We start from the raw sequence: 23,825 nt of genomic DNA on the forward strand, positions 1-23,825 counted from the left end.
GGGTCTCGCCGATCACGCGGCCGTCCTGCCGCCGGCATCGCTCAGAAGCTCCCGCGCAGCGACACCAGCACATTGCGCGGCTCGCCATAATATTGGCAGCAGCGAATGTCCGAGAGCAGCGTCTGGTAGTAGGTCTTGTCGAAGATGTTGTTGAGATTAATCGCCGCCGACCAGTTGTCGGTCAGGCGATAATCCGCGCGCAGGCTGAAGATCGCATAGGCATCCTGCGTCACATCATAGGAGAAGGTGCCGGTCGGCGTGCCGCCCGGCGTGTAGTTGGTGGCGGTCCCGCGAACGAAGCTCTTCGACTGGGCGTTGATGCCGCCGCCGAGACGCAGGTCGGACAGTGCGCCGCGCAGTTGCACCATCGTCCACAGCTTGAACAGATGTTTGGGTGTCAGCGGCTGGAAGATGTTGCCGTCATTGGCGCCATAGCCGGTCTCATATCGGTTCTCGTTATAGGTGTATCCGGCAAAGACCTGCCAGCCGGGCAGCACTTCGCCGGTCAGTTCGGCCTCGACGCCCTGGCTGCGCACTTCGGCGGCGGCGATGTAGCAGCAGCCGGAGATCGGGCTCACCTCGTCGGTCCTGAGGCCTTCGTTCTTGCGCTCGATCCGGTAGGCGCTGAGCGATGCTGTCAGCCGGCCGTCGGCCCAGCTGCCCTTGGCGCCGATCTCGTAACTGGCGCCGGTGATGGGGCCGAGCGGCTCGCCGGAGGAGGCGATCCGGTTGGCCTGCGATTTGAAGATCTCCGAATAGCTCGCATAGAGCGAGACCGACGCGGCCACGTCGTAGGTGACCCCGGCAAAGGGGGTGACGACCCCGTCGTCCTTGTAGCGCGTGACCCCGCTGCTCGTCTGCGCTCCCGTCAGGTAATTGAAACGGTCGAGGACGGAGTTGTACTCGAACTCGCTGTAGCGCAGCCCGATCACCGTGTGCAGCCGCTCGGTGACGTCCGAGCGCAGGCTGCCATAGGCGCCGAACTGCTTCTGCCCCCGCTCGGTGTAGACGATATCGAAAAAGGCGGGTTCGCCCGGATCGGCAAAGCCATCGGGCTCGAAGCTGAAGATGTCGACCGGAATGGCGTCCCGGATCGGGAAGGCATAGCGCGCGCCGTCGGCGTTGACGTCCTGCCAGCTGGTCCCGAGCAAAAGCTCGTGCCCCATGCCGAAGAGCGCGAAACGCCCGTGGAGATTAGCGTCGATGAGCGTCTGGCGATTGGGGAAATGATGGATGCGCCCGTCGAGGAACGGACCCTCGAGCGTGAAGGGGTTCACCGCGCCGATCGAATAGGCGTAGCGCGCGTCGGTATCGGCATAGCGGCGCGAAAGATTGGCCTTGAACGTCCAATCCTCGCCGATCGCCTGCTCGAGCTTGGCGAAGAGTTCGGTCGTCTCGGTGTCCCAAGTGGACCAACTCGTGCATATGCAGGTGCTGCGCGACAGGCCGATGTCCTCGCCGGTCAAATAGCGCGGCAGGCCGATGCCATTGGGAACGGAATCATTCTTCTCGTGGCTCGCGCCCAGCGTCAGGAGCGTGCTGCCCGTCAGGTCGGCCTCGACGATGCCGTAAAGCACCGTCTTCTTGTTCTCGGCCACGTCGTAGAAATAGTCGCGGTCCTCATAGGCCGCCACGAACCGGCCGCGCAGCCGCCCGCCCGCCGCCAGCGGTCCGGTCACGTCGATCTGGACACGATAATGATTCCAGCTCCCGGCAAGCGCATCGAACAGGACCTGACTGTGTTCGAGAGGGCGCTTGCGCACGAGATTGACGGTGGCGCCGGCCTCGCCGGAGCCCGAGAACAGCCCATCGGCGCCGCGCAGCACTTCGACATGGTCATAGGGCGCGAGATCGGGCAGCCCGTAGGAGAGATAATCGTTGAAGATGGTCGGCGAGCCGCCATCGAACTGGACATTGTTCACCGGCAGGCCGCGCGAATAGATATTCTGGCTGCCCTGCACGCCAAGATCCATCACCGTGATGCCGGTGGTCTGGTCGAGCGCCTCGTTGACGTCGATCAGGCCCTGGTCCTGGATTCGCTGCTGCGTGATGACCGAGACGGATTGCTGGATTTGCCGAGGATCGCGGGCCGTCTTGCCGCCGACACCGATCCCGCGCGTGGTGTAGGACCCTGTCCCCTCGGTCATCAGCGGATCGCTGCTCGCGCGGTTGACCCCGCCGCTGCCTGTCGCCCCCTCGACCCGCACCGGGCCGAGTTCGATCGCGCCCGTGGCCGATTGCGGCGCGAGTTCGAGCGTGAAAATGTTCGTTCCCGTCTGGCGGAAGGTCACGCCCGACCCGGCGAGCAGGCGCGACAGGCCTTCGGCGACGCCGAACCGGCCCTCAAGACCCGGCGAGCGGCGTCCCTCGGTCAGCGCGGCATCATAGAGAATCTGCGCGCCGCTCTGCTCGGCGAAGCTGTTGATCGCGTCGGCGAGCGAGCCAGCCGGAACAGTATAGCCGCGGACGGTCTGCGCCGTCGCCGGACCGGCGGGCAGCAGTACGGCCCCCGCCGCCGCAGTGGCAAGAAGAAGCGCGCCCAGCGCCGGGCGTAAAGCGCGGCGGCGGCCTGCGCGGCGTGCGTTGAAAGCTGCAATCATATGTCCCCCATGCGTCGTCGTCCGAAAGGGAGTTTTCGCTAATGCGAAGCGTCCTCAATAGTCTGACGACAGGAGGAGCGATTTGGAAACCTCGCCCGGAGAGAATATTTTTGCGCGGGGTGAGCTGCGTCTCAGCTGTGAAGCAGGATCAGGTGATCGGTGAGGCGCGTCGAGGCGATACCGAGCGTGCGTTCGATCACGCCGATCGCCCCGACCGGATCGCCGATATCGAAGGTGCCGCTGACCGGCCGCTTTGCGAGCTCGGCGTTCGTCACGGCGATATAGCCGCGGTGGTAGCGCGCCAGTTCGGCGACGACCTCGCCGAGCGGCCGGTTGACCACACGGATGCGCCCGCGCGTCCAGGCATCGGCATCGGGAACCGCGATCGAACGCGTCGGACCCACGCCGTTCGGGCCATAGGTGAGCGTCTCGCCTTCGCGCAGCACGGCCGACTGTTCGTGCGCGCTGACCCGTACGCTGTGTTCGGTCACTGAAACGCGCGCTGTGTCCTCGATCCGCCGGACGATGAAGCGCGTGCCGAGCGCGGTCGTGCTGCCGGGTCCTGCGATCACCGAAAAGGGATGATCGGGATCGCGCGCCACGCGGAAAGCGGCCTCGCCCCTGAGCAGCCGGACCGTGCGGCCGTCCTCGTCGAAGGCGATCGCGCTGCCCGTATTGAGAAGGGCGATGGAGCCGTCGGGCAACCTGACTTCACGCCGCTCACCGGTGGCGGTCATGGCGTCGGCCTGGAGCCGCGTCGGCACATCGGCGGCGAAAACCAGCATGAGTGCAAGGCTGGCCGCGATTGCGCCTCCCGCCCACCGGCGCCGCACTGCCCCTTGTCCGCCTATGAAGCGGCGCGCGCGGCGGCGGGCGGGCGGCGGCGGTGCACCGATCCTCGCCCCGCCGAGCCCCTCCCAGACGGCCTCAGCTTGCGCGAAGGCGTGGGCGTGGAGCGGGTCGGCGGCGAGCCATTGGGCCAGCCGGACTTCGTCATCCGCGCTGAGCTCGCCGGTCTCGCGCTGCGCGAACCAGCGTGCAGCCTGCTGGCGGACCGGTTTCGGGATGGGCTGTGCGTCTGGCATCGTCATTGCGCCTCCGGGCGCGGTCGGGCCATGCGGCGGCGCGCCCCTTTCCTCTCTATGACGACCGGAAGCTGGAATTGGAAACCTGCCGCAATGGCCTCATGCACCTGGCTCGAGCCGGTCGAGGCAATGCTCCATGGCCTGCGCGATGTAGCGCGTGACCATCTGGCGGCTGATGCCGAGCCGCAGCGCGATCTCGCTTGCCGGCAATCCCTCGATGCGGCGCAGATGCAGTATCTCCCGGCAGCGCGGTGACAGCTCCGCCACGGCCGCTTCAACGAGGAGCAGGGCTTCCCGGTCCAGCAACTGCCGTTCCGCGAGCGGGCTGCCATCAGCCAACTCTTCGGGCAGCGGGCCGGCCTCGAACAGCGCCGCGCGCCGGCGGTCCGCCTTGGCATGGTCTGCGGCGAGGTTGCGCGCCAGGCGGAACAGATAGGCGTGTTTGTTGGCGATCGGTGGATGGTCAGCGATCTGCTGCACTTTGAGCCACAGGCTCTGCGCCACATCCTCGGCCACGGCCTCGCTGCCAACGATGCGCCGCGCCAGCCGCAGCAGCGACGGGCGTTCGTCGATCAGTAGTCGCGTCAGCGAGGCGGCGTTGGTCAACATATTGGGCGATTCGATTCCGGGACTTGAGGCATAGCCATAATGCGAACGGCTCGCAACAATCACGGGTGGTTGATCATTGGACAAGCGCTCCCTCGATCGCCCGCTTTTCCTTGCCCCGCCCGTGGTTCGTGCGTCTACACCCGCGATCACTATGTTTACGGCTATGCGAGCGCTGACGAAGTGCCGGCGCTCAACGCCGTCTTCGTTCTGTCGCTGAGCGGCATTGATGACGGGGCCGACATCTACAACCAGCTGCGCGACCAGCTCGGCGTCTTCGTCGAGCCGTCCATTATCCATTCCGATATCGAGATCGAAGGAGGTGATCTATGAGTGACAATGACCGCATGGTGTATCGCCGCGCGAGCGACCAGAAATGGGTCGACAAGCGCAACTCCGCTTCCCGCGGCTTCACCTATGATACGCAGACGGCTGCGGCAGCTGCCAGCAAACAGCGCCTGCTCAATTCTGGCGGCGGCGACCTGACGATCAAGGGCCGCGACGGGCAGATCCGCAGCAAAGACACGATCGGGCGTAAGGATCCCTTTCCGCCGCGCGATCGCGAGCATTGATTGACAAATCTCCGGTCGAAGAAGGCAGAAGCCGTGACGGACGACGAAAATCCGAGCGAAATTCGCGCCGAGATCCTTAGCCATGCGGCGAACGGCACGCTGCTCGACGCGATTTTCAACAGCTATGGTCGACGCTGGCTCGATGACAACCACCCGACAATCCTCGCGCTCGCCGAACTGCACAATACCGGCGACATCGATCTTCTGGCGCTCGTAACGCCGCAGACGGTCCAGCCCTATGAGGGCCCCGTCTTCTTTAATGGGCAAAATGTCTTCCGCGCCCTCATCAGCCGATTGCAGTCGTCGGCCGAAGCGCTCCTGCAGACCGTCCAGATCTTGATCGACGCCGCGGGTCAGGACTTGGCCGCTGGCCTTCCGGTTGAGGAGTTCGCCAAATGGTGCGGGTCGGATCCCGCCCGCCCGGCCGAGCTGCTGGCCCTAATTGATCGCAAAGTGCCGAACGCCGAGCGCTTCCTGACGATCGCGCTCAAAAGCGGGGTCGCGGTGGACCGGCATCTTTTTCTCGATCGGGCCTATGACTTTCTCCGGAGCGGCACCGAGACCGAGCAACAAGGCGCAATCAATGCGCTCGGCCAGATCGCGCTTCCCGACGCTGCCGATTGGGATCGCCTGCTCGACGGCTTTGCTGCCCTGCTGGCGCACAATCCAAGCGATACCGTGCGCGCCGCGCTGATAACCGCCGTGGCTCGCCGGCTGAACGGCGCGCCGGGGGACCGTCAGAACAAACTTGCCGAACTCGGTAGCCTCGCGGTGAGGCCGCTGGGAGATCACACGCTCGATACGGCGGCACGGACGATTGCCTTCTATGGCGAGCACCTCACCGAGGCGCTCACCGAAACTCTGCTCGAGGCCCTTGCCGCGATCAACGGCAAGAACAAGGGCACCGTCGAAATTCTCGACATGGCCATGATGAAACTGATCGAGCGTGACGACGCAGAGCGCGCCCGCTGCTATCTGGAGCCACTGTTGCGCCGCGATGACGATCGCATCGAACTCAAGCAGCTCGACTCGCTATGTTACAAGCTGCGCGAAAAAGGTGGCCAGACGCTCGATGATTGGGTGGTGGCCTGGCTGCTGGACGGGGATCGCGACCTTTGCAGCGCGCTCGACGAGGCGCTGTTCGGACCGGGTTCTGACGACTTTCTGTTCCGGGTCGACTTTTCCCGGTTCGGCCTTGTGCCGGCCGACTATCCCTATCTCGCCCGCAAGGCGATCGGCACCTTCTTCCTCAAGCCCAATCTTATGGCGTCGCTCTTGGTATCGCTGTTGCGATCGACGCCAGAGACTGCGGAAGAGGTCGTGAACTTACTGATCGATCCCATTTTGATCAACTATGCCGGGATCGCGGAAACCTATTTGAAGCCAATCGCGCAGGACCGAAATGATCCGGCAAGTGGGGCGGTTCAACGCGCCCTCGAGGGCCAAGAGGCGTATCTCGAAGGCCTGCGATCAGTGGGCAATGTGCCAGAACTCCATCCGTCGGAGCGTGAACGAAGGCTTGAATGGCAACGCCACGCCGACAGCATGGCGGAGGCATATCGCGCCGCCCGGCAGAAATCCGTCTTGGCGTCGATCGCCACGGAGTCGCTGATCCTGTACGGCACGCGAGCCGTCTCCTGGTTTGAGGATCGCGGTACGGACGACAGGCGCCGCATCGAGACGCCAATGGCGAGCATCAGCCATTCTTTCGAGATGCCGCGCGTCGACATTGTCGATCCAGGCGGGCTTCAAATGATGCTGCTTCACTTTCGCGGAGAACCGCGCCCGTCATGAAACTGGTCTTTCGCCAATACCTCGCTTCGTTGCGCGAACGCCGTGAGCTCGACGCGGTCCTTCCGGACCTGCTGAGCGAACTCGGCTATACGGTGATTTCGCGGCCATCGATCGGCACACGGCAATACGGTGTGGACGTTGCAGCAATCAGCCCGCCGAGCGAGACCGGCCAGCGCAAACTCTATCTCTTCTCGATCAAACAAGGCGATCTCACACGTGCCGATTGGGACGGTACGCCGCAAGCGCTGCGCAGCTCGATCAACGATATCATCGATGTCTACATTCCCACGCGCGTCGCCAAGGCCCACCGCAAGCTGGAGATCGTGATCTGCCTGTGTTTCGGCGGCGATGTCCACGAAGCGGTGCGTGACAATGTCACCCAGTTCACCAATGGGCTGTCGCGCGACGGGCTTTCGTTCGAAGAATGGAATGGCGACTATCTCGCAGGACTTCTCGTCGAAGGCGTATTGCGCGAACAACTTGTTCGCCCCGAATTGCGCGCCCGCTTTCAGAAGGCGGTCGCCATGGTCGACGAGCCTGAGGTCGCCTTTACCCATTTTGCCGCGCTGATCGAGAGCCTCTGTGCGACGAGCGAGACAACGCCGCGCCAGCGTGCGACCATTTTACGCCAGCTCTACATCTGTCTTTGGGTGTTCTTTGCCTGGGCTCGCGACACCGGCAACATCGAAGCGCCCTATAGGGCCAGCGAACGCGCCTTGCTGCATGCTTGGCAGCTCGTGCGCGAGGACATCGCCAAGACAAGCAAGGCAAGTGCCGAGATCGGGTCCGCTTATGGCGACCTGACCAACCTCCATTTCATCATCTGGGACACACTCGTCGGCAAGAAAATGCTGACCTTTGCCGAGGTCCGCCATGGTCTGTCCGTCGCCGTAGATTCGGCCTCATCTGCCGACGTCAATCTCAAGCTTTTCGAGACCCTGGGACGCGTCGCCATGCGAGGTCTCTGGTACCTATGGTTGCAAGGGGGCAAGGCCATGTTGCCGGAGGTGCGACCCGATTGGGACTCGCCCGAAGCGCACGCCTTGGCGCAGCAGATCGTTCATATGATCCGCAATAATCCGGTCCTGCTCGCGCCCATCACCGACGAACAGGTCGTTGATATCAGTGTGGCGCTCTTATTCCTCACGATGATGGAAACGTGGAAGCCTGCCGCGCAGAATTATGCCGAAGCGCTTATCGAAAGGATTAGCGTCGCCTACCGAACGCATGGTCGCTACCCAACAATTCACAGCGACTATCGGACCTTGGTCGAACATCCCCGCGAGCGCACAGATGAGTTTCGTAAGGCGCAAACCAAAGGCAGCACGCTCATGCCACTGCTCTCGCTTTGGGCCTCCTCGACGGGGGCCGTACAGGGAGCAACCCACCTCGCCGATTTTTTCTCCAAATATCTGGCCCATTGCAACGCGCAGCTGTGGATCGCAGGCGAGGACACCGAAGAGCGACTCTATGTCGGCAACACCCATCATGGCCTCTCGCTCGGCAGTCTGCCGATCACGGCCGATGGAACTAAATTGGTGAGCATTCTCGAAGATGAGTGCTCCGCCTCGTCGCCCTTCCAGCAACTATCCGCGATTCGTCTTGGGCATTGGCCCATCCTCGCGCTGGCTTGTCGGCACTATCGCTTGCCGCTGCCCCCAGACCTCTGGCTTGGCGTCCTGCAGCAGCTACGCAATGCCGGTGCTGCGAAGTCCGCCAAGGCCGCCGCGCAACGCCGCACCCGGAATCGGGCTTCCCGTGCGGGACAGACGAAGCCCCGGCCGCGGCGCACGAGAAAAGCCCTATGATGATCGAGGATCGAGACGGACTTGGCCCGGGCGGACGGAGGCGGCACGCATGAACGTGCCGAGCGCGCCCGTAGCCTTGCAGGCCTTGCTTGAGGCATCGCCGGACAGCCTGCTTGCAAAACTGCGCTCGGTCGACTGCTCGGATTTCTGGACCGTTTTCGCCAAGGCGCGCGACATTGCGATGGAGGCCCAGGAAAGCGAACGTGCGGCGGCGTTGGATGTCCTGGCGGGGGCGAGCTCGCTCATTCTGCGGCCCGCCGACCCGCTGCAGCCTTTTGCGCCGCTCATCGAGATGGCCCATGGTTCGAGCGCTCGGCCGGAAGCCTATCGCGGCCCGCAGGCCGAAACGTTTGGCGACCTGGCACCTTCGCTGGAGCAGCCGGCGCTAAGGGCTCGCCTCGCCGATCTGGCTTGGGTGCTCGCCAAGCGTGCCGACGCGGCCCGCGTCGCGATCGACGCCTATCTCGAATGCATCCAACGCCTGGTCCAGCGTCGCGGACATATGCGTGGAGATCGTTACAATGCCAGCACGGACCGTGCACTAGACCTCCTCGCTCGCGTTTGCGTCATCCAGCGCCAGCTTGGAGGTAAGGATCAACCACCGAGCCACATTGCGCTGGCCAAACGTGTCCGTGATCAAGCCCGCCGTCGCGGTGACGGGCGGGGGTATCTGGGTGCCGCCGAACTTGCGTTGAATTTCGGCCTCGCCAAGCCGCTATTTCTCGCTCGTGCGGCGGAAAAGCTGGCGTCGAAAGATGCCGACTTCGATGGTGAGCATGTGCAAATTGGCCTGCTTGAGCATTCGGCGCGCGCCTATCAACGCGCTGGCCGCAAGGCAGAAGTTGACCGCGTGCTGATCGCGCTCGCGGAACGGCAGGTGCAAATCGCCGATCGGATGACCAAAGCGCCCTTCCAGGAAGTACATTGGCTCGAACTGGCGATCGCGACACTCCGGCAAATTCGAGGAACCAATGAGCGGCGCGCAGAACTCCAGGCGCGCCTAATCCGCGCGCAAGGTCGCATCGGCGAATTCATGATGCCGGTGTCGACCAAGATCGAAGGCGGCGAGCTGGTCGATAGCACACGGGATCATTTGGAAGGGCTCGATCTATGCGGTGCACTGCTCGCCTATTGCGACCTCTCCCGCTCGCCTTTCGTTCCTGATCTGTACGCCGAAGCGGCGAAATCCTTCGCCAGCACACCGCTCGCCGGACTTTTTGCGCCGCTCATCTTCGACCCAAAATTTAAAGTGGCATCGCGGCTCCCCGCGATCGATTTCGCGGGCCAACCCGACGAGGGTAATCTGCGCTTCAAGATCATCCAGCACGAGGAGATACGTCGCGCGGTCACGGTCGCCGGCCAGATCGAACCGGGCCGTATGCAGATCGTGCTCGATCATCAACCCGACGAGCGCACGCTGATCCGACTGGCATCTGCCAGTCCCCTCGTGCCGCCTGGACATGAACTGTTCTTTGGACGCGGTTTCACCCATTTCTTCAATGCCGACTTCATCGAGGCCGCCCACTTGCTCCTATTGCAGCTGGAGCCGTTACTGCGACATGTTCTCGTTCATGCCGATACGGATATCACACGCTTTCGAGCGGATCAGACGCAATCGAGCGCGACGTTGAGCGTGTTGTTGAACCCACAAGGTCCCTATCGTACTCCGCTCGAGTCGCTTCTCGGTGAAGCAACGATCTTCGAAATTGAGAATCTGTTCGACAGGCAGGAAGGACCTGCGCTCCGCCACCGCCTTGCCCATGGCCTGCTGACGCACGGATTCTTTGGCCGGGCGGACACCATCTATGCGTGTTGGTTCATGTACCGATTGTGCATCGCGCCGTTGCTCGATCATGAGGAAGAGCTGCGACATCACTTGGGGGCTAGCCGCTAGCCCGCATTCTGCATGATGACGCCCGCTAATACTGGAATTGTGAAGCTCTAGAACCGCGCTGCGTCTGCGCATCCCCAAAATTGCGGACGGCCCACTCATATTAGGGCGGCGTGAACGTCCAAAGCGATAGCATAGCCTTCTGACCGGTCCACTCAGCGCCGGCTCTTAGAAAGCCAACTCTCGACAAGTTGGCTTTCATGATTGGGTTATCCGTTGTGGCGAATGCGCGTTCGCGGATTTGCGTCACAATCAGGCCGACAAGGCGATCAGAAAGTCCCCTTCCCCGCATCCTGCTGGCGACGACGACATAGCCCAATTCGGGCGCATCTTCGAAACCAGCGATCGGAAACCCTGCCTTGGCGAACGTGCGGGATCGATACCCGGCGTTCGGTTGCTTCAATGAAGCGGCGCCGACGATGCGGCCCGCCGGGCCCTCGCGCAGCAAAGCGAGCACGCGCACATTCGCCAGTCGCAATGCGATCTGTTCGCGGGTGCCAATGACGGCGCCGCCCTCAACGACGAGTTGTGCCGCCGCATACTGATCGCCATGGTCGAGATCGCTGTACGATCCAACCCAGGAACCCAGCTCGCTTTCATCCATGGATCGCCCGCCTGAAAATGTGGGTGCGCCGGTCTTGATTCATGAGGTTCCCACCCAGCCGAAATATGAGCATGAACGGGCGCAGTAGACGGCACATTTCGCCACCCATGCATCAACGACGCGAGCGCTTCCCCTAGCAAACTTGAATCTGAAAGCGGATGCCCGTATATAGCTCCCTAGCTAGGGAGATATTTTATGGTCGATGTGTTCACGACGCGTGAGGTCGCCGAGTTGGCGAATGTTCCCGTGCGCGCTATTGACAAGGCGGTGGAGGAAAATGTGCTGACAGGCATCCGCCACGTTGTCTGGCGTGGCAAGAAGCGCCGGATGCTACCGCTTCACGCTGTTCCCTATGCGGCCATCGTCGGACGTCTATCGCTAACTCTGACCCGGGGCGACAAGCGGAAGCTCGCGCGCGTACTCGCAGCGCGCTCGCCCGGTAACATGACAGTCGAACCGCTCGAGATCGCGCCGGCTGTATCCGTTGACGTCGCCCGCCTGGTGAATCGCGACCTTGCGGAACGCGCCGTTCGTTACGCGCGTGCTCGCCAGGAATATGTCGAGGAAAATCCTGACATTCTGGGCGGAACGCCGGTCATCAAGGGAACGCGGCTGACCGTTTATGCCATTCAGGGACGGCTTGATGGCGGCGAGAGCATTGACGCGATCCTCGAGGATTATCCCGATCTCAGCCGGGACGCTATCGAAACGGCAGCGCTCTATGCGCGGAGCCACCCGCTGGTCGGCCGCCCCGCTGGCCGGCCGTGGAAGAAGGCGGCTTGAAGCTCTTCATCGATGAATGCCTATCGCCTTCGCTCGCCCGGCTCCTCAACGAGTCGGGCGAGCATGACGCGCTACATCCGCGCGACTATGGCCGCCTGGGCGAACGCGACGATGAGGTGCTTGCTCGCTGTCTTGCAGAGGATCGCATTATCGTCACCGAAAACGCGATCGATTTCCGTAAACTGGTCGCGCGAGAGGAGATTCACCCCGGCCTCATCATATTGCCGAACGTCACTCGTGACGCGTCGTTTACGCTTCTATTGGCGGCCGTCGCACATTTGGACACGCTTGGCGTCGGCTCCGACGTCATGGTCAATCACGTCCTCGAAATCGATGTTGCCGGGACTTTGCAGCTCTATTCACTGCCCTGACGGCTCCCCTCCGCCTGACCTCGCCGCACTCCGTTCAGACCGACGCCATCGCCGCCCATACGACGTTCGAAAACGACATAGTTACCGCCATACCCGATGCGGCGGCGCACGCGATCCGTTACGGCGACCGTCCGACCGGTCGGCACCTGAGCCGATCGGCCGCCAACATATGCGGCGTCAAGCGTTGACGCGCTTGTCGATTTTCCCAGCCGAGCCAGCGCCTCGGTGGCAAGCCGCCTGATGCCCACGATCGGCACGGGCTCGCCCGAAAATGGCGATCGTTCGGCCTTGGCATAAAGACCGTAGCCAATCCGCACTAGCTGCCCATTGTTCATCAATTGGCGAAGCGCGCGACCTACGCTGTCGTAGCTGCCCAGCTTTGTAAAATCTGAACGGATGAACACGTTGCGCGGCGAGCGCGCAATGCGCCGCGCGATGCGCGTCTCAATCGAAAGTGACGCATTAGCATTCATGTTCGCTAGACGCTCCAATTCGCACCAAGGTCACTAGTCACTCATTCTACGCAATCGGGGGGCGGCGGTTGCCGCTTTATAAAGGTACAGCTTCATTCGGCGCTCCCGCCATTTAAGCTGTGGCTTTAGCGCAGGGACGGTCACGCAGCATAACGAACGAATGGCACAACATTCTCGATCGAAGTTCTTGCAGCGATCATGTGCTGCAGTTGCGCGCACCAGGTTTCGAGCGCTTTCTGTTTTTCCGCCTCGTACCGGAAGCGATTATAGACGCCTGCGATCCCGCCGCGCGTCCCGCTGATGTGATTGAGCACAGCTTCGGTCACCTCGACTGGAACGCCAAGTGCCTGAAGGTTGGTCGCACCCGTCCGCCGCAAGTCATGATAGCGCCAGGGCGTGAAGATCACCTCGTCGGGATCCTCGCCTCGCTTCTCCGCCCGCTCGCGCATGATCTCGAGCATGCGCTTGTCCAGCGCGCGCTTGCTCTTCGAAAAGCCCGACGCTGCGGTGATGCCAGTCGTTGTGAACACAATCCCCGACCGCTTTCCTTTGAGGCGATCGAGTTCCGCCACAGCAAGCTGGCTGAGTGGCACGCGGTGTTCTTCACCATTTTTGGCTCGCTCTGCTGGCAATTCCCAGATAGCATTCTCAAGGTCGAGCTCGGACCAGTTGAGCGAGGCAACTTCATCACGGCGTTGCAGAGTCAGGATAAGCAGCCGCACGATCGGACGGAAGATGTCGCTGAGCTCGCCCGAAGCGAGCCAAAGGCAGACCAGTTCTTCGGGCGACAGCACACGCTTGCGGGACGGAACCGCCTTGGGCGCCTTCATTCCAGCGATAGGCGAGACTTCCAAATCGCCTTCGTCCACCGCCCAATTGAACAGCTTGCGCAGCACGGAGTGGATGAGCTTCCGCTGCGCCGGTCGATCGACATAGCCATCGAGCAGCTCGGAAACATCCTTGCGACGAATGGCGGTCAGCGGCCGATTTTTAAAGTGCGGCTTCACTTGCCGCAGAATGCTTTCCGTGCGCTGTCTGGTGCCCTTCCAGTGGGTCTTGAGGTAAAGTTCATCGAACCGATCGACATACGCATCGAAGGCTAATTCCTCGGCCGCCTTCTTCGCTTCCACTTTCTCCTGAACCGGATCGCATCCCTGTTTGACCCGATATAAGAATTCTTCAGCAAAAGCGCGGGCTTCTCCTGGGGTCCACGGACTGCCGTGCATACCGATCGTCGTGCGGCGAGTTGGGCCGCCATCAACGCGATACTGGATCACATAGGACTTCACGCCAGACTTCGTGACCCGCAGGCCAAACCCCTTCAGCACACTATCCCAGATAAACGTGTCGCGCTTCGGATTTGCGGTTGCCTCATCCACCGCCCGTTTTGAAATCTTTCCTTGCGCCATCGCCGCTCGCTTTCGCCAAAACGTTCCAGCGTCGGGAGCGCATCAGCTGCTCCCTCTGCGTAAGCGAGGCGTAACTTTTTGGGATCAAGATTACGCCAAGCCAAGCAAGCTCTAGCAAAGTAGATTCACTTTTTCTAGTTGCAACTTAAGCACTTATCCCACTGGAGCGCACTCGATCCAACTCCAGAAAAGTGGCAAATTGGCGCTCTTAATCAGCGGGTCCTAGGTTCGAGCCCTAGTGCGTCCACCATTTTTCCTACATTAGACCAATAACTTGCACGGCCTGGAACTTGGGCCGAGACGATAGGTCGTCGCACTATGTGGCAGGCCTAGAGCCCGTTGTCTGACGGTCGAATATGCAAGCGATAGCCGACCGCCAATTCGTTGAGGATCAGCTTGGGGCGGGCTGCATCTCGCTCCAGCTTCTGCCGCAGGCCGCGAACCACTATACGAAGATAATCCACCCGATCCTCATGCGCCGGTCCCCACACGGCGCGGAGAAGTTGGGTGTGGCCAATCACGCGGTCGGGCCTGCGTGCCAGTTCGGCCAGGATGCCATATTCCTTGGGAGTGAGATGGACCTCCTCTCCGTCCCTGGTTACGCGGCGATGTGCGAGATCGATACAAACGCCGCCTGTTTCGATCGGGTGATCCTCGCCGTTTCCCGATATCCGGTGCCGGAGCGCGGTTCGGACACGGGCTAGAACCTCTTCCGTATCGAACGGCTTGGTCATATAATCGTCCGCGCTGAGATCGAGGGCGGCCACTTTTTCAGATGTATCCTCCCGGGCGGAAACCACCACCACGGTTGCCCCGGAACGCTGCTTGAGCGGCTGGATCAGTTCCATCCCGTCGCGATCCGGCAAACCGAGATCAAGCAGAACGATCTCTGGCTTTTCGATGTCCGCCAGCGACAGGCCCTCGCGCGCGGTCGCTGCCTCCGATACCGTGTGACCGGCGCGCTGGAGCGCGGCACGCAACAGGCGGCGGATATGTGCTTCGTCCTCGATCACCAGTATCTTTGCGCTCTGCGCCATGGCAAATGATTAGCGGACTGGCGCCATGCGGTCGAGAGCGCGGTTCAGGGCCAGCACATTTACGCGAGGTTCGCCGAGGAAATCCAGTAATGGATTGTCTTGCTCCGATTTGACCAGATCGCGCACAACGTCCTTCGGCAACCCGCGCGCCCTGGCGATGCGATCGACCTGATAGAATGCCGCTTCGGGACTGATATCCGGGTCCAGGCCCGAGCCAGAGGTCGTCACGAGATCGACAGGTACGGCGCGTCCCTGCCCTGTAGCCGCCATGGCGTTCATGTCGGCTTTGACCCGTTCGACCAGCGCCTTGCTTGCCGGACCCAGGTTGGAACCGGCCGAAGCCGAAGCGTCGTAGCCATCCGCGCCGGCGGCGGAGGGGCGTCCGTGAAAGTAGGCATCGCTGGTGAATTTCTGGCCGATCAATTCGGAGCCGATCACACGGCCGCCGTCTCGGATCAGGCTGCCGTTCGCCTGATGCGGAAAGAGGAGCTGCCCCAAGCCTGTCAGAGCGAGCGGGTAAGCGATGCCCAGGAGCGCGGCGAACAAGCCGGAAAGCACGATTGCGGGCCGCAGGGCGGTCTTGAGGTCGGTCAGCATGGGATATCCTTAGGCAAGGTTGAAGCCGGTGACGGCTAGATCGATCAGCTTGATCCCCACAAATGGCGCGACGAGCCCGCCCAAACCATAAACCGCAAGATTGCGGGCCAGCAGCGGCCCGGCCGGCATTGGGCGATAGCGGACACCCTTAAGAGCCAGCGGAACGAGAAGCGGAATGATGATCGCATTAAAAATGATCGCCGACAGCACTGCGCTTTCGGGCGTGCCGAGCCCCATGACGTTGAGCACGCCGAGGCCCGGATAAAGCGCGACGAATATGGCAGGGATGATCGCGAAATATTTGGCGAGGTCGTTGGCGACGGAGAACGTCGTCAGCGCGCCGCGCGTCATCAGGAGCTGCTTGCCGAGGCCGACTATCTCGATCAGCTTGGTCGGGTCGCTGTCGAGATCGACCATGTTTCCGGCTTCGCGTGCTGCCTGGGTGCCGGTGTTCATCGCCACGCCGACATCGGCCTGGGCAAGCGCTGGAGCATCGTTGGTGCCGTCACCGCACATGGCGACGAGTCGGCCCTCGGCCTGTTCCCGGCGGATCAGTGCGAGCTTGTCCTCTGGCGTCGCCTGGGCGAGAAAATCGTCCACCCCGGCCTCGGCCGCGATGGCGGCAGCGGTGAGCGGATTGTCGCCCGTTATCATCACGGTGCGGATGCCCATCTTGCGCAGTTCGCCGAAGCGGTCGCGGACGCCCGCCTTAACCACGTCCTTGAGATGGATAGCGCCCAACAGCCGGCCATCCCGAACCACCGCCAGCGGCGTGCCGCCGGACCGCGCGATCTCGTCGGTGATACGGCGCAGTTCCTCGGCAGCAGGACCATCGGCTGTTTCACCACCAGCGCGGAGCACCGAATCCACCGCTCCTTTTTGGATGAGGGTTCCGGAGACGCGAACGCCGGAAAGGCGTGTCTGTGCTGAAAAGGCGATGACGTCGGACCCGACCGGCAACGTATCAACCCTGAGCGCATGGTGCTCGCGCGCTAGTGTGACGATCGAACGGCCCTCCGGCGTTTCGTCGGCCAGGCTGGATAGCAACGCAGCCTCCGCCAGCGTGTCGATATCCACTCCTGTGAGCGGCTTGAACTCGCTCGCCTGGCGGTCGCCGATGGTGATCGTGCCTGTCTTGTCGAGCAGGAGCACGTCGACATCGCCCGCTGCCTCGACCGCGCGACCGGACTTGGCGAGGACGTTAAAACGGACCAGCCGGTCCATTCCGGCAATGCCGATGGCGGACAGCAGTGCGGCGATCGTGGTGGGAATGAGCGTGATGAGCAGCGCGGCCAACAGGGCGACCGGCACCGAACCGCCTGCGTAGGCCGCGAAGCCGGGGATGGTCGCGACAGCGATGAGGAAGATGATAGTGAGACCCACCAACAAGATAGTCAGGGCCACTTCGTTGGGCGTCTTGCGGCGTTCCGCGCCTTCGACCAGTGCGATCATCCTGTCCAGGAAGCCCTGGCCCGGTTCTGCCGTCACCCGCACCTTGATCCGGTCGGAGATCACGCGCGTGCCTGCGGTCACGGCCGAGCGATCACCGCCGGCCTCGCGGATGACGGGCGCACTCTCGCCGGTGATGGCGGCCTCGTTAACCGATGCGACACCCTCCATCACCTCACCATCGGCAGGGATGAGATCGCCCGTCTCGACCAGGACGATTTCGCCTTTCTCCAACCTGCTGGCCGGCACGATCTCATAGGTGTCGCCCACGCCCAACATCAGCTTCGCCTTAAGCTCCGCCTTGGTCGCCCGGAGGGAGGCAGCCTGTGCGCGTCCGCGCCCCTCTGCCAAGGCTTCCGCGAAAGTCCCGAACAGAACCGTCAGCCACAGCCAGATGACCAGCTGGACCTGGAACCCGATCGACAGACCGGGCTCGCCGAGGATGAGCAGCAGGGTGAGCAGCAATGCGACGCAGGCGGTCACGAACATGACCGGATTGCGGATCAGCTCGCACGGATTGAGTTTGCGGAAGGCGTCGCGGCCCGCTTGAAGCACCAGCGCGGCGCTGAACATGGAAGTGGAAGCCATGATTGCGTCCCTTAGAAGAGCTTGCCCTGGACCATCGCCAGGTGATCGGCGATCGGACCAAGAGCCAGGCTAGGCAGGAAGGTCAGCCCGCCGAGGATGAGGATTATGCCGACAAGCAGGCCGATCCACAGACCGCCCGTGGTCGGGAACGAGCCGCTGGTGGCGGGCGTGTAGCGCTTGGCAGCCAGGCTGCCGGCGATCGCCAACACCGGCACGATCACGAAGAAGCGACCCAGCCACATCGCGATACCGATCAGTCCGTTGTAGAAGGGCGTCCCCGCCGTCAGGCCGGCGAAGGCGGATCCATTGTTTCCCGCTCCCGACGTGAAGGCATAGAGTATTTCCGAGAAGCCGTGCGGTCCCTTGTTGAGCGGACCCGCAAGCCCTGCCGGCAGTACGCTTGCCAGCGCGGTCATGCCTAGGATGACAAGGGGCGGGACGGCGATCGCCAGGATTGCGAGCTTGACTTCGCGCGCTTCGATCTTCTTGCCGACATATTCGGGCGTGCGGCCGACCATCAGGCCTGCGACGAAAACCGCGAGGATGGCGAACAGCAGAAAGCCGTAAATGCCCGCGCCGACGCCGCCGACGATAACTTCGCCAAGCTGCATGTTGAACAGCGGCACCATTCCGCCCAGCGGCATGAAGCTGTCGTGCATGGCGTTTACCGCCCCGCAGGACGCGGCCGTGGTGATGACCGCGAAAAGCGCGGAGGCGGCGATGCCGAAGCGCGTTTCCTTGCCCTCCATGTTGCCGCCGGTCGTGCCGAGGCCATGAAGAAGCGGATTGCCCGCCGCCTCCTGCCAGTAGGTGAAGGCTGTGCCCAGGAGGAACAAAAACAGCATGGCCGCCAGAATGGTCCAGCCCTGCCGCGTGTCGCCGACCGCCTTGCCGAAGCACCAAGTGAGGCCGACGCCGATCGCGAAGATCGAAAGCATCTGGACGAAGTTGGTGAGCGCGGTCGGGTTCTCGAACGGATGCGCGCTATTGGCGTTGAAGAAGCCGCCGCCGTTGGTGCCCAGCATCTTGATGGCTTCCTGGCTGGCGACCGGCCCCAGCGCGATCGTCTGGCGTGCGCCTTCCAGGGTTGTGGCATCGACCGATGCAGCCAGGGTCTGAGGCACGCCGCTGGCGATCAGGAAGATCGCATAGACCGCACAAATCGGCAGCAGCAGATAGAGCGTCACGCGGGTCATGTCGGCCCAAAAATTGCCGACGCCTTTCACCTCTTTGCGAGCGAATCCCCGGAAGAGCGCAAAGGCGATGGCGATACCCGTGGCCGACGACAGGAAGTTGTGAATGGCAAGGCCCAGCATCTGGCTGAGGTTCGAAAGCGTCGCCTCGCCGGAATACCACTGCCAGTTGGTGTTGGTCGTGAAGCTGACGGCGGTGTTGAACGCCCCGTCGGCATTCATCCCCGAAAATTCGCGCGAATTGAGCGGTAGTACGCCCTGCAATCGCAGTACCAGGTACGTCAGCAGAAGTAGAGCCACGTTGAACAGGAGCATGTGGACGGCGTAGCGTCGCCATCCCTGTTCCTCGTCGGGATCGATGCCGGCCAGTCGGTAGAAACCGTGCTCGACCGGCCCGAGGACACGGTGCAACGGCGTCGTGCGCCCCTCGTAAAGCGCGAAGAGCCACATGCCCATCGGCTTCGCCAGTGCGGTGGTCATGGCGACGAACAGCAGGATCAGTGCCCAGCCTTGATAGGTCATAGGAGATGCCTTCGATCAGAAGCGCTCGGGCCGCAACAGGGCGACCACGAGATAGACAAGCAGGGCGACCACGACCGGGCCGGCGATGAGCAACGATGAGGGCATGGCGTCAGGCTCCCTCGCACAGCCGTGCGTAAGCGAGAGTGAGCCCTACGAGACCTAAGATGAGGCCGAGCCAGAGGAGATCGGACATGGTGCATCCTTGCACAGGCGACGTTCCTGAATTGGACCGTCCCGCAGCAGATAGGAGCGACCCGCATTAATTTTCGCGGGCGAAAACCGGCACCGGCATTAAATCGGCATTAAGTCGAAGTTCAATGTTTGGCGTCCGATCTGTCGGCAGGCTAAGCACATGCGATGGCAGATCGCGCGAGCCCTGAGAAACGTCCCTCTCCCGATGCCCTGCTGCGTCAGGCGCGCCGGGAAGAGCGCGGCCAGCTAAAGATTTTCCTCGGCGCGGCACCGGGGGTCGGCAAGACCTATGCGATGCTCGCGGAGGGCGCGGCGCTACTGGCCGAGGGAGACGATGTGGCCGTCGCGGTCGTGGAAACCCACGGCCGGGCGGAGACCGAAGCGCTGCTCCAACCCCTCGAGATCATCCCACGCCGCCAGATCGAATATCACGGCCGAACGCTGACCGAGATGGCACTCGACGCCGTCTTGGCCCGCAAGCCCACGCTCGCACTGGTCGATGAATATGCGCACACAAATGCCGAAGGGTGCCGGCATCCCAAGCGATGGCAAGATGTAGAGGAGCTCCTCGACGCCGGGATCAACGTCTTTACAACGCTGAATATCCAGCATGTCGAAAGCCTGAACGACATCGTCGCCAGCTTCACACGCGTCCGGGTGCGTGAGACGGTACCCGACAGCGTGTTCGAGAACGCCGAGATCCAGGTTGTGGACCTACCACCCGACGAGTTGATCGAACGGTTGAAGGAGGGAAAGGTCTATGTGCCCCATGAGGCGACCCGCGCACTCGGTCATTTCTTCTCGAAGCCCAATCTCTCGGCCCTGCGCGAGATGGCGCTTCGCCGCGCGGCGCTCAGTATCGACCGGCAAATGCTGCAGGATTTGGATGCTACGGCGCTGCAAGGCACGTTCGGTGCCGGCGAGCGGATACTCGTCGCCGTCAGCGAGCAGCCCGGAGCCGATGCCCTCGTCAGGAGCGCGAAGCGCCTTGCCGATGCCCTGCGCGCGCCTTGGATGGCCGTCCATATCGAGACACCGCGCAGCGAAGCCTTCGACGAGGATGCGCGCCGCCGGATCGCTGCTGCAATGGGGCTGGCGGCGACACTTGGTGCAACCATCGCGACCGTGCCGGCGGAAAGCGTCGTTGCCGGTCTGCGCAATCAGGTCGAAGGGATGCGGGCGACCCAGATCGTCATCGGCCGCTCGCGGCGGAGCTGGTGGTTTGAGTTGCGTCATGGCTCGATCGTCGAGGCAATCGTCCGGCATCTGCAGGGTGTCGCCGTTCATGTCATTCCGTTTCCCCCGGCGAAGGGCGATGCCGCACGGGGCCTGAAAGACCTTGTCAGCGGGTGGGGAAGCCCACGGGCATACGGCGTCATCACGTTGCTGCTCACGGTGACCACCGGGCTGGCGGTCCTCGCCTTGCCCTGGATCGGAAACGGTGCGGTCGATCTTCTCTATCTCGTTCCGGTCATCATATCCGCGAGCCTGTACGGCCTGCGTCCGGGCCTGGTCGCGAGCCTCGCGGCCGCGCTGGCCTTCAACTTCTTCTTCCTCGTGCCGACATTCACTTTCACCATCACCGAGCCGCAAAGCGTGCTGACGATGCTGATCCTGACGGCGGTCGCCGCTTTTACCAGCAACCTGGCCGGTAGGCTCCGAAACCGGGCCAGGATCGGCGTTCGAAGCGCCCAGGAAAGCGCGGCTCTTGCCGCTTTCTCGCAGGTTCTGGCCCGCGCGTCCGACCGTGAGGCGACAGCCAGATCAGTATGTGAAGAGGTAGCGCGCCTCTTGAACGTGCAGACCATCCTCTTGGCGGACAAGGACGGATCGCTCCAGACGATCGCTGCGCAGCCCGAAGCCCCCAGCCTCGATCCTATCGATCGTGCCGCGGCCGATTGGGCTTGGAACCGGGGCGAACTCGCTGGCTGTGGCAGTTCCACATTGCCATCGGCGGATTGGCAGTTCCATCCGCTCAAGACGAGCTTAGGCGTGCTTGCCGTGCTGGGCCTTGCGCGCGACGATGGCCGCGACCCAGTACCGGCAGATCGCGCCGTGCTGCTTTCTACGCTGGTCGGCCAGGCTGCCCTGGCGCATGAACGGCTGCATCTGGAGGACGAGATGCGCGGCATGTCGGTCTTGAAAGAACGCGATCGGCTGCGTGCTGCACTGCTCTCGTCGATCGGTCACGACCTGCGCACACCGCTAACCGGCGTCACGAGCGCGATCGAGGCGATCCGGGCCGAACATCCCGACGCGGCGGCGCTGCCCCTTGCGCGCGCGGAGCTTGCACGGCTTAGGCGATTCCTGGATAATCTGGTTGATATGGTCCGGCTCGATGCCGGCGCGCTGAAGCTGACCCCCGAACCGATAGACCTGACTGACGCGGCCGCCAGCGCGGTTCATGACCTGAAGGAAACGCTGCGCGGGCATCACATCGATTTTCAGGTCCCGCCGGACCTGCCGTTAGTGCGAGCGGATGCACGCCTGCTTCATCACATTCTCATTAACCTGCTCGCGAATGCGGTCCAGCACGGAGGCAACGATGGACCTATTACGCTAGGCGCCAAGCGTACGTCCGACGCCGTATTGCTTATCGTGCGAGATTCCGGCCCTGGCCTCGAACCTGGAACAGAGGCAACGATCTTCGAGACATTCACGCAAGGCTCCGGTGGCGATCGTCATGGCGGCAGCGGCCTGGGGCTCGCTATCGTCAAAGGCTTCGCAGAGGCGCTGGGGCTCACTGTGACGGCCGCCAATCATCCTGACAGCGGTGCCCAATTCACTCTGACCTTCGGACCCGCAAACGTCGTGTCATCCGGGCAGGATGAAGAGAGTAGCCCCTAGTTTTCCAGACGCCTTCCGCTTTCAAAATCTGCTGCCGTTCGAACTCGTCGGGCGACGGCATCCCGTTCCTTCTTCACTACGACGAAGCCCCACCCCTCCATAATTCACCACCTCAAATCTGTGCCATTGGCGTTGACGGCGGACAGTCTCCATTTGTTCGGGTAATGTCCGGACCGTTTGGTTGTTTCAGCAAACCCCTCCCGATATGATCCGAACGGATGCCGCTGCTGCCCGTTCCTCATCCCGTTGCAAAGCGGGCGACCATGCGACGGGTGGAATTATCGTCATGCCGAAACGGTCAACAATCCGCCGGAACCCTTGCAATCCCCTGCCGTTCTTGCCTGAGAAAGGAGCGGAAGATGGCGGCACGCGCATATTGGCAGGGCCAGATAAGGCTGGCGCTCGTTTCGATCCCGGTGGAAATCTATCCGGCGGTGAAAAGCGGAGCGTCGATCAGCTTCCGCCAGATCCACGAGCCGTCGGGAAAGCCCGTCAAATATGAGAAAGTCGTCCCCGGCATCGGCCCGGTTGACCGCGACGAAATCCTCAAAGGCTATGAGATCGGCAAGGGCAATTACGTCCTGCTGGAAGAAGACGAGATCGAGGCGGTGAAGCTCGAAAGCAAGCGCACGCTAGAGCTCGTGCAGTTCGTCGATGCCGACGAGATCGACGTCCTTTATTATGAAAAACCCTATTATGTCGTTCCCGCCGACGATCTGGCTGAGGAAGCCTATATCGTCCTGCGCGAGGCGCTTCGCAAAGCGCGGAAGGTCGGGGTTGGGCAACTGTCCGTCCGTGGGAGCGAACAGCTCGTCAGCCTCAAGCCTTGCGGGCGCGGTCTAGTCCTCGAAATCCTGCGTTATGCGGACGAGGTCAACAAGGCCGCGAATTATTTCCGGTCGATCGGTGATGCCAAGCCCGACAAGGAACTGCTCGATTTGGCGGGAACGCTGATCGAGAAAAAAAGCGCGCCCTTTGAAGCGGACGAATTTCACGATCGCTATATCGACGCGCTCAAGGGGCTCATCGAAAAGAAGACCAAGGCCAAGGGCAAGCGCGTAATCGAGGAGGTCGAGGAACCTGCCGCCCAGCGTGGCTCCAATGTCATCGACCTGATGGCCGCGCTCAAGCAATCGGTCGAGGGCAAAACATCGTCATCGGCTAAAGGCAAGGCCTCCTCCTCCGCCGCCGCCAAAGCGCCACGGAAGCGCAAAAGCGCCTGATGGTCCTCAACCCGCCCATGGTGATCGGCCGGTCCGCTCGCGAGATCGCCTTGCGGCGCGGCGTCGCCACATTGGCCGGTCTCATCATGAGGTTCGATGGTGGCGATCGGGACGGCTGTCGCTACTTGCCTGCTGATCGTCATCGGCGGCTTGGAGTGCTGGTTGCCGGGGAAGGAGCGCA

Annotated in this window: 20 protein-coding genes; 9 read left to right on the forward strand and 11 right to left on the reverse strand. The window is 62.4% G+C overall.

Features of this window, described 5'->3' with window-relative positions; translation table 11 throughout:
- Positions 1-41 precede the first annotated feature (41 nt).
- From J3E64_RS06720 to J3E64_RS06730, 3 genes are all read right to left on the reverse strand, one after another.
- Positions 42-2,600 (reverse strand): TonB-dependent siderophore receptor, encoded by a 2,559-nt coding sequence (locus J3E64_RS06720; protein WP_253341284.1) that lies wholly within the window; start codon positions 2,598-2,600, stop codon positions 42-44.
- Positions 2,601-2,731: 131 nt separating this feature from the next.
- Positions 2,732-3,691, reverse strand: a complete 960-nt coding sequence (locus J3E64_RS06725) for a FecR family protein (RefSeq protein WP_253341286.1) — start codon at positions 3,689-3,691, stop codon at positions 2,732-2,734.
- A gap of 93 nt (positions 3,692-3,784) precedes the next feature.
- A complete protein-coding gene (locus J3E64_RS06730) occupies positions 3,785-4,294 on the reverse strand; it encodes an RNA polymerase sigma factor (protein WP_253341288.1) in 510 nt (169 codons plus the stop codon).
- 39 nt (positions 4,295-4,333) lie between these two features.
- Between J3E64_RS06730 and J3E64_RS06735 the strand changes: the two genes are divergently transcribed.
- Genes J3E64_RS06735 through J3E64_RS06755 form a run of 5 tightly spaced genes read left to right on the forward strand, consistent with a single transcriptional unit; the run spans position 4,334 to position 10,359 of the window.
- Positions 4,334-4,624, forward strand: coding sequence for a hypothetical protein (locus J3E64_RS06735; RefSeq protein ID WP_253341290.1), 291 nt, complete (start codon positions 4,334-4,336; stop codon positions 4,622-4,624).
- Positions 4,621-4,863 (forward strand): DUF2188 domain-containing protein, encoded by a 243-nt coding sequence (locus J3E64_RS06740; protein ID WP_253341292.1) that lies wholly within the window; start codon positions 4,621-4,623, stop codon positions 4,861-4,863. Before J3E64_RS06735 ends, J3E64_RS06740 begins: the two co-directional genes overlap by 4 nt.
- A 33-nt stretch (positions 4,864-4,896) precedes the next feature.
- Positions 4,897-6,657, forward strand: coding sequence for a hypothetical protein (locus J3E64_RS06745; RefSeq protein ID WP_253341294.1), 1,761 nt, complete (start codon positions 4,897-4,899; stop codon positions 6,655-6,657).
- On the forward strand, positions 6,654-8,465 hold the full coding sequence (locus J3E64_RS06750) for a hypothetical protein (protein WP_253341296.1): 1,812 nt from the start codon (positions 6,654-6,656) through the stop codon (positions 8,463-8,465). The genes J3E64_RS06745 and J3E64_RS06750 overlap by 4 nt, the downstream gene beginning before the upstream one ends.
- A gap of 49 nt (positions 8,466-8,514) precedes the next feature.
- Positions 8,515-10,359, forward strand: a complete 1,845-nt coding sequence (locus tag J3E64_RS06755) for a hypothetical protein (RefSeq protein WP_253341298.1) — start codon at positions 8,515-8,517, stop codon at positions 10,357-10,359.
- Positions 10,360-10,459: 100 nt separating this feature from the next.
- Here the strand turns inward: J3E64_RS06755 and J3E64_RS06760 are convergent, their stop codons facing one another.
- Positions 10,460-10,960 (reverse strand): hypothetical protein, encoded by a 501-nt coding sequence (locus tag J3E64_RS06760; protein ID WP_253341300.1) that lies wholly within the window; start codon positions 10,958-10,960, stop codon positions 10,460-10,462.
- A 195-nt stretch (positions 10,961-11,155) separates the two neighbouring features.
- On the opposite strand from J3E64_RS06760, the gene J3E64_RS06765 reads away from it, so the two are divergent.
- Positions 11,156-11,743, forward strand: a complete 588-nt coding sequence (locus tag J3E64_RS06765) for a DUF433 domain-containing protein (protein WP_253341302.1) — start codon at positions 11,156-11,158, stop codon at positions 11,741-11,743.
- Positions 11,740-12,114: a DUF5615 family PIN-like protein gene (locus J3E64_RS06770; protein WP_253341304.1), complete on the forward strand. Its 375-nt coding sequence runs from the start codon at positions 11,740-11,742 to the stop codon at positions 12,112-12,114. The genes J3E64_RS06765 and J3E64_RS06770 overlap by 4 nt, the downstream gene beginning before the upstream one ends.
- Here the strand turns inward: J3E64_RS06770 and J3E64_RS06775 are convergent.
- The 7 genes from J3E64_RS06775 to kdpF all read right to left on the reverse strand — a co-directional run bounded on the left by J3E64_RS06775 (position 12,099) and on the right by kdpF (position 19,487).
- Positions 12,099-12,587 (reverse strand): DUF6088 family protein, encoded by a 489-nt coding sequence (locus J3E64_RS06775; protein WP_253341306.1) that lies wholly within the window; start codon positions 12,585-12,587, stop codon positions 12,099-12,101. The two genes, J3E64_RS06770 and J3E64_RS06775, sit on opposite strands and share 16 nt — an antisense overlap.
- Positions 12,588-12,727: 140 nt before the next feature.
- A complete protein-coding gene (locus J3E64_RS06780; protein ID WP_253341314.1) occupies positions 12,728-13,996 on the reverse strand; it encodes a site-specific integrase in 1,269 nt (422 codons plus the stop codon).
- Between the two features lie 329 nt (positions 13,997-14,325).
- Entirely contained in the window at positions 14,326-15,033 is a 708-nt protein-coding gene (locus J3E64_RS06785; RefSeq protein ID WP_253341316.1) for a response regulator, read from the reverse strand.
- Positions 15,034-15,042: 9 nt separating this feature from the next.
- Positions 15,043-15,630: a potassium-transporting ATPase subunit KdpC gene (gene kdpC, locus J3E64_RS06790; protein ID WP_253341318.1), complete on the reverse strand. Its 588-nt coding sequence runs from the start codon at positions 15,628-15,630 to the stop codon at positions 15,043-15,045.
- 9 nt (positions 15,631-15,639) lie between these two features.
- Positions 15,640-17,667: a potassium-transporting ATPase subunit KdpB gene (kdpB, locus tag J3E64_RS06795; RefSeq protein ID WP_253341320.1), complete on the reverse strand. Its 2,028-nt coding sequence runs from the start codon at positions 17,665-17,667 to the stop codon at positions 15,640-15,642.
- 11 nt (positions 17,668-17,678) lie between these two features.
- The gene (kdpA, locus tag J3E64_RS06800) at positions 17,679-19,382 is read right to left on the reverse strand and encodes a potassium-transporting ATPase subunit KdpA (RefSeq protein ID WP_253341322.1); all 1,704 of its coding nucleotides are present in this window, start codon (positions 19,380-19,382) and stop codon (positions 17,679-17,681) included.
- A 15-nt stretch (positions 19,383-19,397) separates the two neighbouring features.
- Positions 19,398-19,487: a K(+)-transporting ATPase subunit F gene (gene kdpF / locus J3E64_RS06805; RefSeq protein ID WP_253341324.1), complete on the reverse strand. Its 90-nt coding sequence runs from the start codon at positions 19,485-19,487 to the stop codon at positions 19,398-19,400.
- A 252-nt stretch (positions 19,488-19,739) separates the two neighbouring features.
- On the opposite strand from kdpF, the gene J3E64_RS06810 reads away from it, so the two are divergent.
- Positions 19,740-22,421, forward strand: coding sequence for a sensor histidine kinase KdpD (locus tag J3E64_RS06810; protein WP_253341325.1), 2,682 nt, complete (start codon positions 19,740-19,742; stop codon positions 22,419-22,421).
- Between the two features lie 359 nt (positions 22,422-22,780).
- On the forward strand, positions 22,781-23,644 hold the full coding sequence (locus J3E64_RS06815; RefSeq protein WP_253341327.1) for a Ku protein: 864 nt from the start codon (positions 22,781-22,783) through the stop codon (positions 23,642-23,644).
- Positions 23,645-23,825: the final 181 nt, after the last annotated feature.

This window comes from Sphingobium sp. OAS761 (assembly GCF_024168485.1).
GTDB lineage: Bacteria > Pseudomonadota > Alphaproteobacteria > Sphingomonadales > Sphingomonadaceae > Sphingobium.

Coding starts and splice junctions, on each gene's coding strand:
- J3E64_RS06720 (WP_253341284.1), bottom strand. CDS start 2,600: ATGATTGCAGCTTTCAACGCACGCCGCGCAGGCCGCCGCCGCGCTTTA.
- J3E64_RS06725 (WP_253341286.1), bottom strand. CDS start 3,691: ATGACGATGCCAGACGCACAGCCCATCCCGAAACCGGTCCGCCAGCAG.
- J3E64_RS06730 (WP_253341288.1), bottom strand. CDS start 4,294: ATGTTGACCAACGCCGCCTCGCTGACGCGACTACTGATCGACGAACGC.
- J3E64_RS06735 (WP_253341290.1), top strand. CDS start 4,334: ATGCGAACGGCTCGCAACAATCACGGGTGGTTGATCATTGGACAAGCG.
- J3E64_RS06740 (WP_253341292.1), top strand. CDS start 4,621: ATGAGTGACAATGACCGCATGGTGTATCGCCGCGCGAGCGACCAGAAA.
- J3E64_RS06750 (WP_253341296.1), top strand. CDS start 6,654: ATGAAACTGGTCTTTCGCCAATACCTCGCTTCGTTGCGCGAACGCCGT.
- J3E64_RS06755 (WP_253341298.1), top strand. CDS start 8,515: ATGAACGTGCCGAGCGCGCCCGTAGCCTTGCAGGCCTTGCTTGAGGCA.
- J3E64_RS06760 (WP_253341300.1), bottom strand. CDS start 10,960: ATGGATGAAAGCGAGCTGGGTTCCTGGGTTGGATCGTACAGCGATCTC.
- J3E64_RS06765 (WP_253341302.1), top strand. CDS start 11,156: ATGGTCGATGTGTTCACGACGCGTGAGGTCGCCGAGTTGGCGAATGTT.
- J3E64_RS06775 (WP_253341306.1), bottom strand. CDS start 12,587: ATGAATGCTAATGCGTCACTTTCGATTGAGACGCGCATCGCGCGGCGC.
- J3E64_RS06780 (WP_253341314.1), bottom strand. CDS start 13,996: ATGGCGCAAGGAAAGATTTCAAAACGGGCGGTGGATGAGGCAACCGCA.
- J3E64_RS06785 (WP_253341316.1), bottom strand. CDS start 15,033: ATGGCGCAGAGCGCAAAGATACTGGTGATCGAGGACGAAGCACATATC.
- kdpC (WP_253341318.1), bottom strand. CDS start 15,630: ATGCTGACCGACCTCAAGACCGCCCTGCGGCCCGCAATCGTGCTTTCC.
- kdpB (WP_253341320.1), bottom strand. CDS start 17,667: ATGGCTTCCACTTCCATGTTCAGCGCCGCGCTGGTGCTTCAAGCGGGC.
- kdpA (WP_253341322.1), bottom strand. CDS start 19,382: ATGACCTATCAAGGCTGGGCACTGATCCTGCTGTTCGTCGCCATGACC.
- kdpF (WP_253341324.1), bottom strand. CDS start 19,487: ATGCCCTCATCGTTGCTCATCGCCGGCCCGGTCGTGGTCGCCCTGCTT.
- J3E64_RS06810 (WP_253341325.1), top strand. CDS start 19,740: ATGGCAGATCGCGCGAGCCCTGAGAAACGTCCCTCTCCCGATGCCCTG.
- J3E64_RS06815 (WP_253341327.1), top strand. CDS start 22,781: ATGGCGGCACGCGCATATTGGCAGGGCCAGATAAGGCTGGCGCTCGTT.